Origin of the sequence: Pseudobacteroides sp., assembly GCF_036567765.1 — a bacterium.
In the GTDB taxonomy this organism is placed as follows: Bacteria; Bacillota; Clostridia; order Acetivibrionales; family DSM-2933; genus Pseudobacteroides.
Genome location: NZ_DATCTU010000044.1, coordinates 40581 through 57729, shown reverse-complemented (window position 1 = coordinate 57729; position 17149 = coordinate 40581). Strand labels below are relative to the sequence as shown.

Below are 17149 nucleotides of genomic sequence, written 5' to 3'. Positions count from 1 at the left end.
ATACAGTTAAATAAAAAAACACTTGCGATTATGTTTTTAAATGTAAGATTATATCTGGCTTAATTATATGGCGGTTGGAGCTTAAATATAGTAAAATATCACTTGAAGAATCTTGTTTATGAGGTAAATAAAAATGGAAAATGTCAAGGTGCTTGTTGTTGAGGATGAAAGTTCTATAAGGAAGTTTATAAACATAAATCTTGAAAGAAGCGGATTTGAAGTAATAGAAGCCGAGTCGGGAGAAGAAGGACTTAAGAAGCTGGTAGAGTGCGGCCCTGAGGTGGTTGTATTGGATATTATGCTGCCGGGTATTGACGGCTTTGAGGTCTGCCGGAGGATTCGGGATGAAAAGTCCGATGCGGTGGTTATTATGCTGACTGCTAAGGGACAGGACATGGATAAAATTGTAGGCCTTGAGTTAGGTGCTGACGATTATATGGTAAAGCCCTTCAACCCTCTTGAACTGGTTGCAAGGATAAGGGCCAATCTTAGAAGGATCAGTAAGTCGCCGGAGGACAGTAAAAACATAATTGCTACAGGAAGGATAAAGCTTGACATTACAGCCCAGAAGTTTTGTAAGAATGGTATTGATGTTGAGCTTACGCCCAGGGAGTTTGCCATTGTGAAAGTATTTATGGAGAGCCAGGGCAAAGCTTTCAGTCGCGATGAGCTCTTGAACCATATTTGGGGAAGGAATTATTTTGGTGATATAAAAACGGTGGATGTCCATATCAGAAGGCTGCGTGAGAAGATTGAGGATGACCCGTCGGATCCAAAACTCATAGAAACGGTTTGGGGATTCGGATATCGGTGGCGGAAGGCGGAATAGTATGAGGAGTATAAGAACCAGGTTGGTTGCAAATTTCATGTTTGTAATTATAATAACGGTCTTGATTTTAGAAATTCTTCTTATTAACGTTATAAAGCAAAACTACTATGTCAGCCGTGAAGGTTTTTTAGTCAGCCAGATAAAGCTGTGTTCGGATATCTATCTTAGGTATTATTCCGATACATCGCTGTATGAAAATGTTTTGAATGATGTTGATACATTCTGGAAGCCCATAAAGGCACAGGTTCAGATTATTGATCTTACTGGCAAGGTGAAAATGGACTCAATCGGTGTTACCCCTGAAGATTTATCTGCGAAAAAAGACGTAAAAGAGGCTTTAGACGGAAGTATAGGGACCTGGGTTGGAAAGGTTGATTATACCGATGAGGAGGTTATGGCAGTATCATGTCCCCTGAAGTCGGGCACTGAGACGGTCGCAGTTTTACGGCTTATAGCTACATTGGATGATATAAACAGGGATGTAGGAAAGATAACTAAAATTTTTATATTTATCGGTATTGCCGTAATAATGATTTGCGGCCTTTTGAGTGTGCTGCTGGCAAATTCTATTGTCGAGCCGCTTAAGGAGATTACCGGGGTTGCGGAAAAGATGTCCTTAGGGGATTATAAAATAAAGAGTATTAAAAAGAATGACGATGAAATCGGAAGACTTTCCGATACATTAAACCATATGGCGGAGGAAATACTAAAGAAGGAGCAGCTTAAGAACGATTTTATATCATCGGTATCCCATGAACTCAGGACCCCTCTTACATCAATAAAGGGATGGGCAGTTACGTTGAAGGTGGGCAATCCTGAGGACAGAGAGCTTATTATGGATGGGCTTGAAATAATTGAAAAAGAAAGCGACAGACTTACTTCTATGGTTGAGGAGCTTCTTGATTTTTCGAAATACGTTTCGGGAAAATTGCAGATTGTTAACAGGGAGGTCAGCCTGAAGGATCTTCTCGAATACTTGGAAATCCAGCTTGTACCGCGAGCAGAGAGGGAAAATGTTGAGTTTTCTGTTACCCAAAGTGAGAATCTACCCAATATTTTTTCCGATGAAAACAGGCTAAAGCAGATTTTTATAAATATACTTGATAATGCATTCCGCTTTACTCCTCCAGGGGGTAAGATTGATTTTAATACACATTGTGAGGAAGGTAAGGTTATATTCTCAATTAAGGATTCCGGATGCGGAATTTCACAAGAAGAGCTTCCGAAGGTAAAAGAGAGGTTTTATAAAGGCAAAAATGAAAAATCAAGAAACGGGATAGGACTTTCCATATGTGATGAATTGGTAACATGTATGGGAGGCACCTTAAGTATAAAAAGCGAGCTTGGAAGCGGCACTGAGGTAACTGTTATCATGCCAGTTGCAGGAGGTGTGGCATAACTTGATTAGAGCATTGAAGCTTTGTGCACTGATGCTGACAATTATTTTACTTTCGGGCTGCTTTAATATGGGCAAGCCTTCAGGAATAGAAATAGCTCCTCCTAAAAATAATGTTTTATCCTTTGAGGGTATTTGGGAATTTGTAAAGTATATAGATGGGGGATTTGCATCATCAAGGAAAAAAGATGTGGAAAATTGGATTGGCAAAAAGGCTGTTTTCTCAACATATGGAATAAAAGTCAGTGATAACATATGGACAAAAACCAGCTACAAGGTAAAGAGAGTGGTTGCTGAGGACTATTTCTTGTATAGGTACGGTATATCGGCCATTGATTTTACTGTCAACGAAAAAGAGGTGTCTGTCACAACCATAACATCAGGGGATAAGTTCCTGTACGATTTCATAAGGCTGAGCGATGATGAAGCATTGCTTGCAATTCAAAGCAATCTTTGCATGATTAAGAGGCTCAGTAAAAAGATAGATGACGGTCTGATACAGGAATTGTCCAGTAAAAAGGATCAAGAAAACGAAACCCAGTTGCAGACTGAGTCGGAGACAAGGAGTTCAGGCTTATTATTGGGTATAAGGTTTATTAAAGGCACTAATAAGGAAGAAGGTTCCGATACGGAGTACGGCTATAAAACTTTATGGATAGCCAGCAAAGATTCTGTTTTCCATCCAATTTTGGAAACAGACAATATATTTCTTCCAAGAAAAAATGGTTTCTGGAAGGTTGAAAGCAATAGAATGATGGAAAACTCAATAGAGGAGGATAAACTCATGGTTTATAATCCTTATCAATTGTATAATAGCGGGACGGGTTCTGGAACATCAGATCTTGCTGAAAAAAGCAAGGCCTTACACTCCATCACAGGGGAAAAACCGATGAATAAGCAAAGCAGAGGTTTGTCAGATGAAGGGAAAAATATATACAGAAAGATATTGTTTATCGGGAATGATTATGTATCTATGGAAGTGACGTTTAAAGACAAATCGCCTTTTGCAAAAAAAGGGCAAGAGCTAAGTATCATGAAGGTTCAACCTGTAGATAATATTACTGGCGAACACGGGCTTAAGATATCCGATATTGCAGGGGATAAAGGTCTTAAAATGCTCAGGGATTCAAGGAATAGCAAAATTTCAGGCCTTGGTGCTGCAGGGATTAGCATTGTGGATAAAAGCATTGAAGAAGAGAACTTCTATTTGCAGCGAAAGAATGGACACTGGTTTTTAAGGGGAAGGCTCAGCTATAAAAATGATTCCATGGTGGAACATTCCGACTTCAACATCAATCTTATTATTCCATCCACTCTTGTAAGGTATGATGTTCTGGCTTTGCCTTGGACAGACATAAAGGACAGGGTTCCTGATGCTATCGATGCATTCACGTCTCCTTATGAGGATATGGCAGTAATTGTCTCAAACAGCAAGCTATATGTTTATCAGATACATGAAGGAAGGCTTAAGTATGAGCCTTTTGCAAAGATTAAACTGGGCAAGGGTGACTCTGTGATTATGGCTGAATGGGCTACAGGTAAATATGTAGATAACTGGGAGGACACCTTTATGAAAAATGAATACAGCAGGGTAAGCTATGAGGAGTAGTTTGAAGGGTATTTGCTGCTTTGAAATGTTATGGTATAATACTGGAAATGTGAAATCTTATAGTATAATCAATATTTGAACAATCAACTAAAATTACCGGGAGGATTGACATGGAGAATTTTGAGTTTTACAGCCCCACCAGAATAGTATTCGGAAAGGATACGGAAAATCAAGTGGGTTTCCTTACTAAGGTTTACAGTAAAAGGGTATTGCTTCATTACGGTGGAAGCAGCATTAAAAAATCCGGCCTCTATGACAGGATAATTAAGTCACTGAAGGATGAGGGCATAGAGTTTGTTGAACTTGGAGGAGTAGTTCCAAACCCCAGGTTAAGTCTTGTAAAAGAGGGGATTAAGCTCTGCCGTGACAATGGTATAGACTTTGTATTAGCTGTTGGAGGCGGAAGCGTTATTGACTCTGCAAAGGCTATTGCCATCGGTGTACCCTACGAGGGAGATGTTTGGGACTTTTTCAGTGGTAAGACGGTAGAAAAAGCTCTTCCAGTAGGTGTAGTGCTGACTATCCCGGCAGCGGGCAGCGAAGCAAGCCCAAATTCTGTAATAACAAACGAGGATGGATGGTACAAAAGAGGCATGGGCTCTGACCTGGTTCGCCCGGTATATTCCATACTTAATCCGGTATTGACATATACTTTGCCAGATTACCAGACAGCTTGCGGAGCTGCAGATATAATGGCACACATTATGGAAAGGTATTTTACCAATACCAAAAATGTTGAACTGACTGACAGGCTTTGTGAAGCTACAATGAAAACCCTCATAAGAAATGTTCCATTGGCACTGGAAAATCCCGATGACTACGATGCCAGGGCAGAAATCATGTGGGCAGGAAAAGTTGCTCACTTTGGTTTGCTGGGCACAGGAAGAATAGGAGATTGGGCTTCCCACGATATTGAGCATGAGATCAGCGGAATATATGACGTAGCACATGGTGCAGGATTGGCAGTGGTTTTCCCGGCATGGATGAAATATGTCTATAAACAAAATATTGAAAGGTTTGTCCAATTTGCATCAAGGGTCTGGAATGTGGAGATTTGCTTTGAAGATCAGGAAAAGACTGCACTCGAAGGCATTAGAAAGCTGGAAAGCTTTTTCAGACAGATCGGGCTTCCTGTCACTATGAAAGAATTGGGAATCACCGATGACAGGATGGAAGAAATGGCTTCAAAATGTACCAGAGGAGATACTGCTACAGTAGGAAACTTCAAAAAGCTTAGCAAAAATGATGTCTATAATATATTAAAGATTGCAAATTCATAAATTAACTAGAGAAATTTGCAATTTAAAAAATGAATACTTGCAAAAAAGTTCAATCCATGTTAATATTTATTTATCATAAATTAAAAGTGATAAATCTATTACAACACTTTTAATATAATAAAATTGTTTTCGCTACTATGGAGTAGTTGATGAAAGGCGTAGAGGCTTTCTTGTTACATAGAATATGTAACGGAAAGCCTTTTTTAGTGTCTGGGGAATTATGGTGTATACATCACTACAATTTCTCATGACTTCAGGACATTCTTTTCAAGGAGGGGGAAACATATGGATTGCAGTAAATTCATCATATCAGGTGAAGATAAACGGACATTGACTATATTTAAAAATATACTTGTAAGCAGCGGGCATGTTTTTATTGGCTACCTAAAGGAATCGACAAATCTTTTAAGGTGCATAAGAACCAATGTTCCAGACCTTATTATTGTGGAAGCAACAAATGACTTTTCTGAACTAAAAAAAGTACTTGAAATTATTGATGATGAAATCCTTGCAGCCTGTGTGGTGGTAATGAATACAAAAAACGATAAGATAATTGAATTTATAAAGGGAAAGAAGGTACTGTCATATATTACAAAGCCTGTATTTGAAGAACCTGCACTTCAGGTCATAGATATGTCGCTATTGAATTTTGGCAGAATATTGGAATATGAAAGAAAGGTAAAAAAGCTCAATGAAACATTAGAAAGCAGAAAAATAGTAGAAAAGGCAAAATGGATACTGGTTCAAAAAGACGGTTACACTGAAGAAGCGGCTTATGAAGTTATAAGGAGGAAAAGCAGGGATAACAGGATTCCTATGAAAGATATTGCAGAAGCCTTGATATTAACGAAGGGATGATTTGATATACCGGAGGATGAATAAATGCAATTTTAAAATACAAAACTTGCAAAAAATCTATTGACAAATAATAAAAATGATGTTAAAGTAGATAATAACAAAAGAAGTAAATAGTAACAATAAAAGTAAATAACTTGCATAAAATCCGTGAATGATTTTTATGTAGGGAGTAAAGCCAGGGTGCTAAAATCAAAATCTATGATTTTAGTGCCCTTTTGTTTTTGGTTAGAAAATTACTGTGTATTTAAATACCACAATTTCTAACCACATCAATCAACAATTGAAATCGAATGGAGGTCGTTATTATGAGACAGGTAGCTATTTATGGTAAAGGTGGAATAGGAAAATCAACTACAACACAGAACTTGACTGCGGGATTGGGTGAAATGGGAAATAACATTATGATTGTTGGCTGTGACCCAAAAGCAGACTCTACAAGGCTTGTACTCGGTGGATTGGCACAAAAGAGCGTATTGGATACCCTTCGTGAAGAAGGTGAAGAGGTTGAACTGGATAACATCATGAAAAAAGGTGTTTTCGGTATAAGATGTGTTGAGTCGGGAGGCCCTGAGCCTGGAGTTGGATGTGCCGGAAGAGGTATCATAACCTCTATAAACATGTTGGAACAGCTTGGAGCTTATACAGATGATCTTGATTATGTATTTTATGATGTATTGGGTGACGTTGTTTGCGGTGGTTTTGCAATGCCTATAAGAGAAGGAAAAGCACAGGAGATTTATATTGTTGCCAGCGGTGAAATGATGGCCCTGTATGCTGCAAATAACATATGCAAAGGTATACAGAAATATGCTTCATCCGGAGGTACCCGTCTTGGAGGTATTATCTGCAACAGCAGAAAGGTTGATGGCGAAAAGGAGCTTCTTGAAGCTTTTGCAAAAGAACTGGGAAGTCAGCTGATTTACTTTGTTCCAAGAGATAATCAGGTTCAAAGGGCGGAAATAAACAAGAAGACAGTTATTGATTTCTCGCCGGAGCATGAGCAAGCTGATGCCTATCGTGGTCTTGCAAAAGCTGTTGACGAAAATGAAATGTTTGTTATACCAAAGCCTATGGTACAGGACAGACTTGAGGCGATCCTTATGGAACACGGTATTTTGGATATTTAGAATATACCAACCTGATATGACATTTAAACATAGATATTTAAAATAGATTGGAGGAATTTATTATGTTAATGGTAAGAGCTATCATAAGACCTGAGAGAGTTAATACCGTATTGTCGGAATTATGTGATGCAGGTTTTCCGGCGGTAACCAAGATAGATGTTATGGGAAGAGGGAAGCAGAGAGGTGTTAAGGTTGGGGATGTATTTTATGATGAAATACCCAAGGAAATGCTGATAATGGTTATAAAAGATGAAGACAAGGATGATGTTATTAAATTGATAATGAAAAACGCCAAGACGGGGCAGAAAGGGGCTTTCGGTGACGGAAAAATCTTCGTAAGTCCTGTTGAGGAAGCCTATACAATAAGCTCAGGATCAAGTGGGCTGTAAGGGGGGAGAAGCTTATGAAAGAGATAATGGCCATAATAAGAATGGATATGATCAATAAGACTAAAGACGCTCTTTTGAAGGAAGACTTTCCATCTTTGCATTGTAAAAAGGTTATGGGACGTGGAAATAAAAAAGTAGATTATTCGTTAATCGAAAATTTAATCAGCGGAAATGAGGCCATGTCACCAATGCTGGCAGAGGTTGTTTCAGAGGGGCACAGGTTACTGCCCAAAAGACTGGTATCCCTTGTTGTAGAGGATGAACAGGTAAAAAAAGTAGTTGAGATTATTATAAATACAAACAGCAAAGGCAAACAGGGGGACGGCAAGATTTTTGTATTGCCTATCATGGATGCCATAAGAGTAAGGACTGGGGAAATAGGAAATGAAGCCATTTAATGGGAGGTGGTCATGATGAAAAGTAAAATAGATAAAGTTATTGAGCAGTACCCGGCAAGTGTTTTTAAAAATCGTAAAGAGCATGTGCTTCTTAGAAATGCAGATAAGCCGGAGCCCCAAACCATAACCGCCAATACAAGAACGATTCCAGGAATAATAACTAATAGAGGGTGTTGCTATGCGGGTTGTAAGGGCGTTGTTTTAGGACCCTTGAGAGATGCCTTGATTATAACACATGGTCCCATAGGATGCGGGTATTATACCTGGGGCACCAGAAGAAACAAGGGGAAAACCAAAGGTGATGAGCAGAATTATTTGAATTACTGCTTCTCGACAGATTTGCAGGAAGGCGATATTGTATTTGGAGGAGAGAAAAAGCTAAGAAAAGCAATAACTGAAGCAGTTGAAATCTTCCAGCCAAAAACCGTTATGATATGTTCCACATGTCCTGTAGGTCTTATAGGTGATGATATAAATGCCGTAGCAAACTGGGCTTCCAAAGAATACGGAATCAAGGTTCTAGCGTTTAGCTGCGAAGGTTATAAGGGCGTCAGCCAGTCAGGTGGGCATCATATTGCAAATAACGGTCTTATAAAGCATATCATCGGTACTGGAGATAAGGTTGTAGGCAAATATTCGCTGAATATTCTGGGTGAGTACAACATAGGCGGTGACGGATGGGAGCTTGAGAGGATACTTAAGAAAATAGGATACGAGATTGTTTCGATGATGACAGGTGACGGGACTGTAGAGGATTTGAAGAGTGCCCACAAGGCTGACCTTAATGTAATACAATGTCATCGTTCCATTAACTATATAGGTGAAATGCTAAATACTAAGTATGGGACTGACTGGATAAAAGTTAACTTTATTGGAGTAAAAAGCACAATAAAGAGCTTAAGGGATATAGCCAAGTACTTTGATGATGCTGATCTGACAGCTAGAACAGAAGCTGTAATTGCAGAAGAGCTGTCTGACATAAGCGAAAAAATGGATCAGTATAAGAGGCTCTGTCAGGGAAAAACAGCAGCACTGTTTGTTGGGGGCTCCAGAGCACATCACTATCAGCATTTGCTAAGGGATTTAGGTATTGAGACAATACTTGCAGGATATGAATTTGCCCACAGGGATGATTATGAAGGAAGAGAAGTTCTGCCCACAATAAAAGAAGACGGTGACAGCAAAAATATTGAAAGTATAGAAGTCAAGCCAGATCCGGAGCATTACAAGATAACTTTATCAAAAGAAAGATATGAGAAACTGAAAGATGAGATATCCTTAAACTACTATGCCGGCATGATGAAGGATATGGCTAATGGAAGTATTGTTATAGATGATCTTAACCACTATGAGACTGAAGAACTTCTTAAGATTTTAAAGCCTGATCTATTCTGTTCAGGTATAAAGGATAAATATATTTCACATAAAGCAGGAATTTTCTCAAAGCAGCTTCATTCATATGATTACAGCGGTCCTTATGCAGGGTTCAGAGGAGCTGTGAATTTTGCAAGAGATATTACAATGGGATTAACTACTCCTTCATGGAAATTCGTGACTCCACCTTGGAAGACCGAGCCTATGATTGAAGGAAGTTATGTAGGGAGGTAATTGATATGTTAGATTTAACACCTAGGGAGTATTCCAAAAGAAGTGCATTGACGGTAAATCCTGCAAAGACCTGCCAGCCGGTTGGTGCCATGTATGCAGCACTTGGAATTCATAAATGTCTTCCTCACAGCCACGGATCACAAGGCTGCTGTGCATACCACAGAAAATTCCTTACAAGGAATTTCAGGGATCCTGTGATGGCTTCAACAAGTTCATTTACGGAGGGTGCTTCGGTTTTTGGAGGAGGAACAAACTTAAAGACTGCAATAAAAAATGTTTTTTCGATATATAACCCGGATATTATTGCAATACACACAACATGTTTGTCAGAGACCATAGGAGACGATATTCCGGCCTTTGTTGCGACGGCACAGGTTCCGGAAGGGAAACTGGTTATTCATGCCAACACACCAAGCTACCAAGGTTCACATGTTACGGGATTTTCAAACATGGTAAAGGCCATGGTCAAGTATTTGGCAGCAAACAGCAAGACACCTAACGAAAAGATTAATATACTGCCTGGGTTTGTAAACCCCGGAGATATGAGAGAAATAAAAAGAATAATGAAGGCTTTTGGGCAGGAATATATAATGCTTCCTGATACAAGCGGAGTGCTTGATGCTCCCATGACAGGAAAATATGAAATGTATCCCAAGGGCGGTACTACAGTGGATGAAATAATTGATTCAGGCAATTCCATGGCGACTGTTGCATTGGGAAGCTTTGCTTCTAGTGAAGCGGCGTATGAGCTTGAAAAGAAATGCAAGGTGCCGGGGAAGGTGCTCAAGACACCAATCGGAATAAAAGCTACAGATGACTTGCTTATGGCAATTTCAAAGCTCACAGGTAAGCCGATTCCTGCAGAACTTGAAGAGGAAAGAGGCCAGGTGGTGGATATAATGGTGGATTGTCATTATCATTATCATGGTAAGAAGGTAGCTATATTCGGTGACCCCGATCTGGTTATTGCACTAACCGAGTTCACTCTAAGCCTTGGAATGATTCCTAAATATGTTTTGACGGGAACACCTGGAGATGCGTTTGAAAGGGAAGTAAAATTCATGCTGGAGGAAGCAGGTATTGATGGTAAGGTAAAAGCACTTGGAGATCTTTTTGCCCTGCATCAATGGATAAAACAAGAGCCTGTGGATCTTATAATGGGAACAACTTACGGTAAGTATATAGCCCGGGCGGAAGATATCCCCTTTGCGAGGATCGGATTCCCTATACTTGATAGAAGCGTGCATTCTTATCTACCCATAGTGGGATATAAAGGTGCCATGAGAATAATTGAAATGATCAGCAACACATTACTCGATAGGCAGGACAGAGATGCGGCAGATGAAGATCTGGAGCTTATTCTGTAAACATACCCCTCCCCAAACTCCTCACTTTTACCCCAAGCATTCGCAACGCCGCTTTCAAAAATACCTTTATCTGTTGCATCACACACCAAAGACGTTAGTCAAGGTCCTTTGGGGCATTGAGGTTTCATTTATGGGCCTATCTGTCAGATGGGTAAAAGTGAGGACAGGGTATCATCAGTGAGAAATTGTGGTGCAGTATACACCATAATTTCCTAGGGATTTAAAAAATAATAAGGGGTGATGACTATGGAAAATATTTTAACCAATGACATATTGGAAGAAAGAAAAGGGTCTATATTCTGTAATTCACAATTTAAAAATAATTTAAAATGTGATTCCCACAGCGTTGCAGGTTCTGTAAGTCAGCGTGCATGTGTGTATTGCGGTGCGAGGGTAGTGCTAAACCCAATAACCGATGCGTTCCATTTAGTTCATGGCCCCATTGGCTGTGCCAGTTATACATGGGATATCAGAGGGAGTCTTACCAGTGGTTCCGACACTTACAGGAATAGTTTTTCCACTGATTTAAGAGAGGAAAATGTGATTTTTGGGGGAGAGAAAAAACTGGGAGCTGCAATTGATGAAATTGTACAAAGGTTTTCACCGAAACTTATATTTGTTTATGCAACATGTATTGTTGGAGTAATAGGTGATGATATCGAAGCGGTTTGTAAAAATGCAGAAAAAAAGTATTCAATCAGGGTTATACCTGTTCAGTCCAGCGGATTTGCAGGAAACAAATCAATGGGATATAAAGCAGCCTGCAGGGCGTTATTAAAGCTAATGGGGGAGCCGAAGTCTGAAAAGCTCCAAGGGGTCAACTTTTTGGGAGATTTCAATCTGGCAGGCGAGATATGGATTATAACGAAGTATTTGAAACAGGTGGGAATTGGCATAGTTACAAAGGTTACAGGAGATTCCACTTATAAAGAAATAATGAATGCCCCAAAGGCATCTTTAAATATTGTTCAGTGTGCCGGGTCTATGACTTTTCTTGCGGAAGAAATGGAAAAAAGATACGGTATACCATATATAAAAGTAAGCTTTTTTGGTATTCAGGATACCAGAATATCACTAATGAATATCGCTAATATGATTGAAAATAAGGAAACTTCAGATAGAGTAAAGAAATTGGTTTTTGTTGAGGAGCTTAAAATAAGGGCTAAGCTTTCCCAATACAGAGAAAGGCTGCATGGAAAAAGAGCTGCTATTTATGTAGGAGGAGGCTTTAAAGCTATTTCTCTCATCAAGCAGTTTGCAGAACTGGGCATTAAAACCGTTATGGTGGGGACACAGACCGGGAGAAAAGACGAGTATGAGGTTATAAGAAGTTTGGCAAGCAGTGATACGGTAATACTTGACGACACAAACCCTGCCGAGCTTGAGAAGTTTATCAAGGAAAAAGGAGCAGACATCCTGGTTGGAGGAGTCAAGGAAAGACCATTGGCTTACAAGCTGGGAATTGCATTTTGCGATCATAACCACGAAAGAAAGCATCCGTTATGCGGGTTTGAAGGTGCAGTGAATTTTGCAAAAGAGATTGATTCAACAATAAATAGTCCTGTATGGAATTTTGTTTAACATTTGATACGGAATTGGGGTGATTAATATGGCGGGCACAAACTTTGTAAACTTAAATATGAATCCTTGTAAAATGTGTATGCCTATGGGAGCGGCACTGGCATTTAAGGGAATTGAAAACAGTATCCTCCTGCTTCACGGATCACAAGGCTGCAGCACCTATATAAGAAGGCATATGACGGGCCACTATAACGAACCTATTGATATAGGATCTTCCTCACTAAGTGAAGAAGGAACCGTTTATGGCGGAGAGAACAACCTGAAAAAGGGCCTTTTAAACATTATCAAGGTTTATAACCCGGATATAATCGGTGTTGCAACTACATGCCTTGCAGAAACAATTGGGGAAGATATAAATAGGATAGTAACGGAATTTAAAGAAGAGGAAGAGATAAAAAATCTTAAAATAGTGCCTGTTCCCACTCCGGGGTATGGGGGAACCCAGTTTGAAGGATATTTTTCAGCCCTCAAGGCAATGGTTTCAGGACTGGCAAAAAACAGCAAGCCAAATAGCAAAGTCAATATAATTGTAAGTAATCTAAATCCGGGAGATGTGAGGAACATAAAAGAAATACTTGAAGCATTCAAGATATCTTACACAATGTTTCCGGATGTGTCTGAAACCCTTGATGCACCTTACAGCAGGGATTATAAACGTATTCCTCCTGGAGGGACAAAAATAAGTGACATAGTGAATATGCCCGGAGCTCCTGCCAGTATTGAAATAGGATATACAATCAGCAAGGAATTGTCGCCTGGGCAATACCTTTTGGACAAATGGGGGGTAAAGTTTTATAGGTGTCCATTACCAATTGGAATTGAAAATACCGATTTGTTTTTAAATATCCTTTCTGAAATCAAAGGAAAGCCTGTACCTGATAAGATTCTGAAGGAAAAGGGTAGATTGATAGACGGAATGATAGATTCACATAAGTTTAACTCTGAGGGAAAGGCTGTCATTTATGGTGAGCCTGAGCTGGTATATGCATTAGGAAAACTATGTTTTGAGAATGGTATCAAGCCTGTATTGCTTTCAACAGGATCTCAAAATAAGGTTATAGGGCAGCTTGTTCCTCCAAAAACCTACGAAGAGAAACCTGTGGTATTGGACGATACCGATTTTGACACTATTAGAGAGAAGGCAAACAGCCTAAAGGCCAATATACTTATTGGAAACTCCGATGGAAAAGTAATTACAGAAAAAGATGGAATTCCATTAGTCAGGGTAGGTTTCCCCGTACATGACAGGGTAGGTGCCCAAAGGCAGGTCATAACCGGCTATAATGGGACTCTGAGGCTCCTTGATGAAATTACAAATACACTTATTGAAAATAAATACAACAAATACAGAAGAAGTATGTACGACAAGTATTATAAAGGTAATGAAGCAATGGAAGAAGCAAAGAATGAAAGACTGTCTATTGAAGAGAAGACGTCGACCCATCCATGCTTCAGCGGAGGATGTCAGAATGCCAGGATGCATCTGCCTGTTGCACCGGGATGTAACATTTCCTGCAATTACTGCAATAGAAAATATGACTGCCAGAATGAAAGCAGGCCCGGCGTAACCAGTAAAGTCTTAACTCCTGAGGAGGCCCTGGAAAAATTTCTTAATGTAAGACAAAAGGTGCAGAATCTAAAAGTAATTGGGATTGCAGGACCAGGAGATGCATTAGCCAATTTTGACGATACTAAGAAATCTCTTGAAATGATAAAAGCTGTTGACCCTGACATAACATTTTGCCTTTCCACCAATGGACTGATGCTCATGTATTATGCAGATGAAATAATTAGGCTGGGTGTAACTCACGTAACAATCACAATAAACGCCATAGACCCTAAAGTAGGGGCACTCGTTTACAGGGAAGTGAACTTTATGGGGGTTAAGCTTACAGGTGAAAAAGCAGCAGAAATTCTCCTGGCAAATCAGCTTGCAGGTCTCAAATATCTATCCTCTAGAGGAATTGTATGTAAAGTCAATATTGTTATGATAAAGGGCATAAATGATAATCACATTGAGTCTGTAGTAGAAAGGGTAAAAGAATATGGTGCCTTTATGACCAATATAATGCCTCTCATACCAGCAGCAGGAAGCATGTTTGAAAATATGCCCATGACCAGTAACAAGGAGCTTAATGACCTTAGAAAAAAATGCAATATACACCTAAAGCAGATGTACCACTGCAGGCAATGCAGGGCAGATGCAATAGGAACTTTGGATGAAGACGTATCATCGGAGTTTATGAATACCAAATGCTCCACAGGATGCAGTGAAAATATAAAAGGTGGAAAAAAGAAGATGTATACTTTTGCGGTGGCGACTAAAACAAACATCTTTGTTGATCAGCATTTCGGCCAATCTGAAGGGTTTTATATCTACAAGTACAATGAATCAGGCTTGGAGCTCGTTGAACAGCGTTTGATTAAGAAGTACTGCACGGGCAGCGAGGACTGTGAGCATGATGATAAAATTCAAACAATTATAAAGACTATTTCTGATTGCAACGCTGTTATCACAATGAGAATAGGTTACAATCCGTCAAAAGAGCTTGAAAAAGTAGGGATTAAGGTAATTCAGACCTGCGAGAGGATTGAAGACGCTGTAAAGAATGCGGCGGAGGAACTTTCTAAAAAAGACCGGATGGATCTGGTTGTATAAGGAGGAGATGTGTTATGCAAAAGCCAAAGTATCATGTGTTTGTTTGTTCAAGTTCAAGGGTTACAGGGCAGCAGAAGGGATATTGTTTCTCTAAAGATTCGGTTTCCGTCATTCAGAGGTTTATGGAGGAAATAGAAGAGAGGGAAATGGGGGGAGATATTCTCATTACGAATACAGGATGTCTGGGGATTTGCAGCAAAGGACCCGTGGTTATAGTATATCCCGATGGCGTATGGTATAAAGAGGTAACTGTAGAGGATGTCACTGAAATTGTTGAAGAGCATTTGGAAAACGGCAGGATAGTCAGTAGATTGGAAATTAAGTAGCACATGGTATAGGGGTGGTTGAAATGAATAAGATATATGTTTTACTGCTAGCTATAGTTATACTATGCATGGCTTCCGGCTGTAGGGGTGAAAATGAAACAGCTGCTGAAAGTAGTAAGGAAAGGATCATTGTGTTTGCGGCTGCCAGTCTCAGTGAAAGTTTTACCGAGATCGGCAGGGAGTTTGAAAGCAAGGAAGGCAACGGTGTGAAGGTTGAGTTTAACTTTGCAGGAAGCCAGACCCTTAAAACCTCATTGGAAAACGGTGTTAAAGCTGATATTTATGCCAGTGCCGGGTTAAGTTTTATGGATGAACTAAAAGACAAGGGATTTCTTGGTGAGTATAAGGTTTTTGCCAAAAATAAGCTTGTTATAGCCAATAACAGAAGATCCAAGTATGATGTTAAAGATCTGAAAAGTCTGACTTCAAAGGGCATTAGAATAGCTGTTGGAGATAAAAGTGTTCCTGTGGGGATGTACTGGATAAAAGCTTTGGAACAAGCGTTAATTGACGGAGAAATAAATAAGGAAGAGAAGAAGCTTATAGAAATTAATATAAGAACAAGGGAGCTTAACGTTAAGGATGTTGTAAGTAAGGTTTATTTGAATGAGGTTGATGCAGGGGTAGTTTATGTAACAGATCTTACGAAAGCTAATCCTTCAATATTGAAAGCAATAGAAATACCTGCTTTCGACAAAATCATTGCATCCTATCCCATAGCTGTCTTAAGTGGCTCGGAGAACAGGGACTTAGTTAAAAGGTTTTATGATTATGTTTTATCTGATGAGGGGAAGAAGCTGCTTCAAAAATATAAGTTTATTACTGACTAAAACTAAGGTATAAGGAGGTGCGGTTATATGGATAGAAGTGGTGTAAGTGCGGTAAAGTTTAAGGCAGAAGATATGGGGCACACTTTTAGTGTCAATAAGCTAAGAGTTGATAAAGAAAAACTTCTATTGGGATTTATAGCTATAACTGTCCTTCTTTACTTTACAATTATAATCATTCCCATAGTTTCCATAATCCGCACGGCAGGGCTAGTAAATACTTTGTTTTCATTAAAAAGCATTGAAAGTCTGTCTGCCATAGGTATAAGCTTGATAACAACTACATTAAGCCTGATTCTTACATTTGTGCTGGGTACTCCTGTGGTATTTATTCTTATGAATAACAAGAAGAGTGTATTTACCAAATTGCTTGATATGGTGGTCAATGTACCTGCGGTACTACCGCCGGCAGTGGCAGGAATTGGTTTGCTTCTTATGTTTGGAAGAAACGGATTTATAGGAAAATTACTTGAAGGCATAGGGATTGAAGTGGTTTTTACCCCCATTGCTGTTATTTTAGCTCAGTTTTTTGTTGCGTCAGGGCTTTATATAAAGGTTCTAAAAACAGCCACAGACGCAATAGAGCCTGAAATACTTGAGATAACTTATGTTATGGGTGCTGGTAAAATAGAGACTTTTTTGAAAATTGTTATCCCAATGATAAAAAAGCCTATAGTTGTAGGGCTTGTCCTTTCGTGGACCAGGGCATTAGGTGAGTTTGGTGCCACCATCATGTTTGCTGGAAATATCATGGGCAAAACCAGAACCATGCCTTTGGAGATATACACTCTGATGCAGACTGATATAAGTCAAGCGGCTGCTCTAGCCACGATACTTTTTTTAATAACCTTTATTATGTTGTTTATAACAAAAATATGGTTAGGGGAATGAGGTG

Annotated in this window: 15 protein-coding genes; all 15 read left to right on the top strand. The window is 39.4% G+C overall.

Annotated features, from left to right (window positions below):
• The first annotated feature begins 127 nt into the window (after positions 1-127).
• The 15 genes from VIO64_RS07785 to VIO64_RS07715 all read left to right on the top strand — a co-directional run bounded on the left by VIO64_RS07785 (position 128) and on the right by VIO64_RS07715 (position 17145).
• On the top strand, positions 128-829 hold the full coding sequence (locus VIO64_RS07785; RefSeq protein ID WP_331916874.1) for a response regulator transcription factor: 702 nt from the start codon (positions 128-130) through the stop codon (positions 827-829).
• A 1-nt stretch (position 830) separates the two neighbouring features.
• Positions 831-2228, top strand: a complete 1398-nt coding sequence (locus VIO64_RS07780) for a HAMP domain-containing sensor histidine kinase (protein WP_331916837.1) — start codon at positions 831-833, stop codon at positions 2226-2228.
• 1 nt (position 2229) lies between these two features.
• Complete coding sequence (locus tag VIO64_RS07775; protein WP_331916835.1) at positions 2230-3834, top strand: hypothetical protein; 1605 nt, start codon at positions 2230-2232, stop codon at positions 3832-3834.
• A gap of 110 nt (positions 3835-3944) precedes the next feature.
• Positions 3945-5114, top strand: a complete 1170-nt coding sequence (locus tag VIO64_RS07770; RefSeq protein WP_331916833.1) for an iron-containing alcohol dehydrogenase — start codon at positions 3945-3947, stop codon at positions 5112-5114.
• A gap of 285 nt (positions 5115-5399) precedes the next feature.
• Complete coding sequence (locus VIO64_RS07765; protein WP_331916832.1) at positions 5400-5972, top strand: ANTAR domain-containing response regulator; 573 nt, start codon at positions 5400-5402, stop codon at positions 5970-5972.
• A 305-nt stretch (positions 5973-6277) separates the two neighbouring features.
• A complete protein-coding gene (gene nifH, locus VIO64_RS07760; RefSeq protein ID WP_331916830.1) occupies positions 6278-7099 on the top strand; it encodes a nitrogenase iron protein in 822 nt (273 codons plus the stop codon).
• A gap of 62 nt (positions 7100-7161) precedes the next feature.
• Complete coding sequence (locus VIO64_RS07755; protein ID WP_331916828.1) at positions 7162-7488, top strand: P-II family nitrogen regulator; 327 nt, start codon at positions 7162-7164, stop codon at positions 7486-7488.
• Between the two features lie 14 nt (positions 7489-7502).
• On the top strand, positions 7503-7886 hold the full coding sequence (locus tag VIO64_RS07750; RefSeq protein WP_331916826.1) for a P-II family nitrogen regulator: 384 nt from the start codon (positions 7503-7505) through the stop codon (positions 7884-7886).
• A 15-nt stretch (positions 7887-7901) separates the two neighbouring features.
• Positions 7902-9494: a nitrogenase molybdenum-iron protein alpha chain gene (nifD, locus tag VIO64_RS07745; RefSeq protein ID WP_331916872.1), complete on the top strand. Its 1593-nt coding sequence runs from the start codon at positions 7902-7904 to the stop codon at positions 9492-9494.
• A 5-nt stretch (positions 9495-9499) separates the two neighbouring features.
• Positions 9500-10861 (top strand): nitrogenase molybdenum-iron protein subunit beta, encoded by a 1362-nt coding sequence (gene nifK / locus VIO64_RS07740; RefSeq protein WP_331916824.1) that lies wholly within the window; start codon positions 9500-9502, stop codon positions 10859-10861.
• A gap of 246 nt (positions 10862-11107) precedes the next feature.
• Entirely contained in the window at positions 11108-12442 is a 1335-nt protein-coding gene (gene nifE, locus VIO64_RS07735) for a nitrogenase iron-molybdenum cofactor biosynthesis protein NifE (RefSeq protein WP_331916822.1), read from the top strand.
• A 28-nt stretch (positions 12443-12470) separates the two neighbouring features.
• Positions 12471-15101, top strand: coding sequence for a nitrogenase cofactor biosynthesis protein NifB (gene nifB / locus VIO64_RS07730; RefSeq protein WP_331916820.1), 2631 nt, complete (start codon positions 12471-12473; stop codon positions 15099-15101).
• A gap of 14 nt (positions 15102-15115) precedes the next feature.
• Positions 15116-15427 carry a 2Fe-2S ferredoxin gene (locus tag VIO64_RS07725; protein ID WP_331916818.1) on the top strand — a complete coding sequence of 104 codons (312 nt, stop codon included), beginning with the start codon at positions 15116-15118 and terminating at the stop codon, positions 15425-15427.
• A 23-nt stretch (positions 15428-15450) separates the two neighbouring features.
• The gene (gene modA, locus VIO64_RS07720) at positions 15451-16257 is read left to right on the top strand and encodes a molybdate ABC transporter substrate-binding protein (protein WP_331916816.1); all 807 of its coding nucleotides are present in this window, start codon (positions 15451-15453) and stop codon (positions 16255-16257) included.
• A 27-nt stretch (positions 16258-16284) separates the two neighbouring features.
• Positions 16285-17145 carry an ABC transporter permease gene (locus VIO64_RS07715; RefSeq protein ID WP_331916814.1) on the top strand — a complete coding sequence of 287 codons (861 nt, stop codon included), beginning with the start codon at positions 16285-16287 and terminating at the stop codon, positions 17143-17145.
• Positions 17146-17149: the final 4 nt, after the last annotated feature.

Coding starts and splice junctions, on each gene's coding strand:
- VIO64_RS07765 (WP_331916832.1), top strand. CDS start 5,400: ATGGATTGCAGTAAATTCATCATATCAGGTGAAGATAAACGGACATTG.
- VIO64_RS07780 (WP_331916837.1), top strand. CDS start 831: ATGAGGAGTATAAGAACCAGGTTGGTTGCAAATTTCATGTTTGTAATT.
- nifD (WP_331916872.1), top strand. CDS start 7,902: ATGAAAAGTAAAATAGATAAAGTTATTGAGCAGTACCCGGCAAGTGTT.
- nifE (WP_331916822.1), top strand. CDS start 11,108: ATGGAAAATATTTTAACCAATGACATATTGGAAGAAAGAAAAGGGTCT.
- nifH (WP_331916830.1), top strand. CDS start 6,278: ATGAGACAGGTAGCTATTTATGGTAAAGGTGGAATAGGAAAATCAACT.
- nifK (WP_331916824.1), top strand. CDS start 9,500: ATGTTAGATTTAACACCTAGGGAGTATTCCAAAAGAAGTGCATTGACG.
- VIO64_RS07750 (WP_331916826.1), top strand. CDS start 7,503: ATGAAAGAGATAATGGCCATAATAAGAATGGATATGATCAATAAGACT.
- modA (WP_331916816.1), top strand. CDS start 15,451: ATGAATAAGATATATGTTTTACTGCTAGCTATAGTTATACTATGCATG.
- VIO64_RS07755 (WP_331916828.1), top strand. CDS start 7,162: ATGTTAATGGTAAGAGCTATCATAAGACCTGAGAGAGTTAATACCGTA.
- nifB (WP_331916820.1), top strand. CDS start 12,471: ATGGCGGGCACAAACTTTGTAAACTTAAATATGAATCCTTGTAAAATG.
- VIO64_RS07770 (WP_331916833.1), top strand. CDS start 3,945: ATGGAGAATTTTGAGTTTTACAGCCCCACCAGAATAGTATTCGGAAAG.
- VIO64_RS07715 (WP_331916814.1), top strand. CDS start 16,285: ATGGATAGAAGTGGTGTAAGTGCGGTAAAGTTTAAGGCAGAAGATATG.
- VIO64_RS07725 (WP_331916818.1), top strand. CDS start 15,116: ATGCAAAAGCCAAAGTATCATGTGTTTGTTTGTTCAAGTTCAAGGGTT.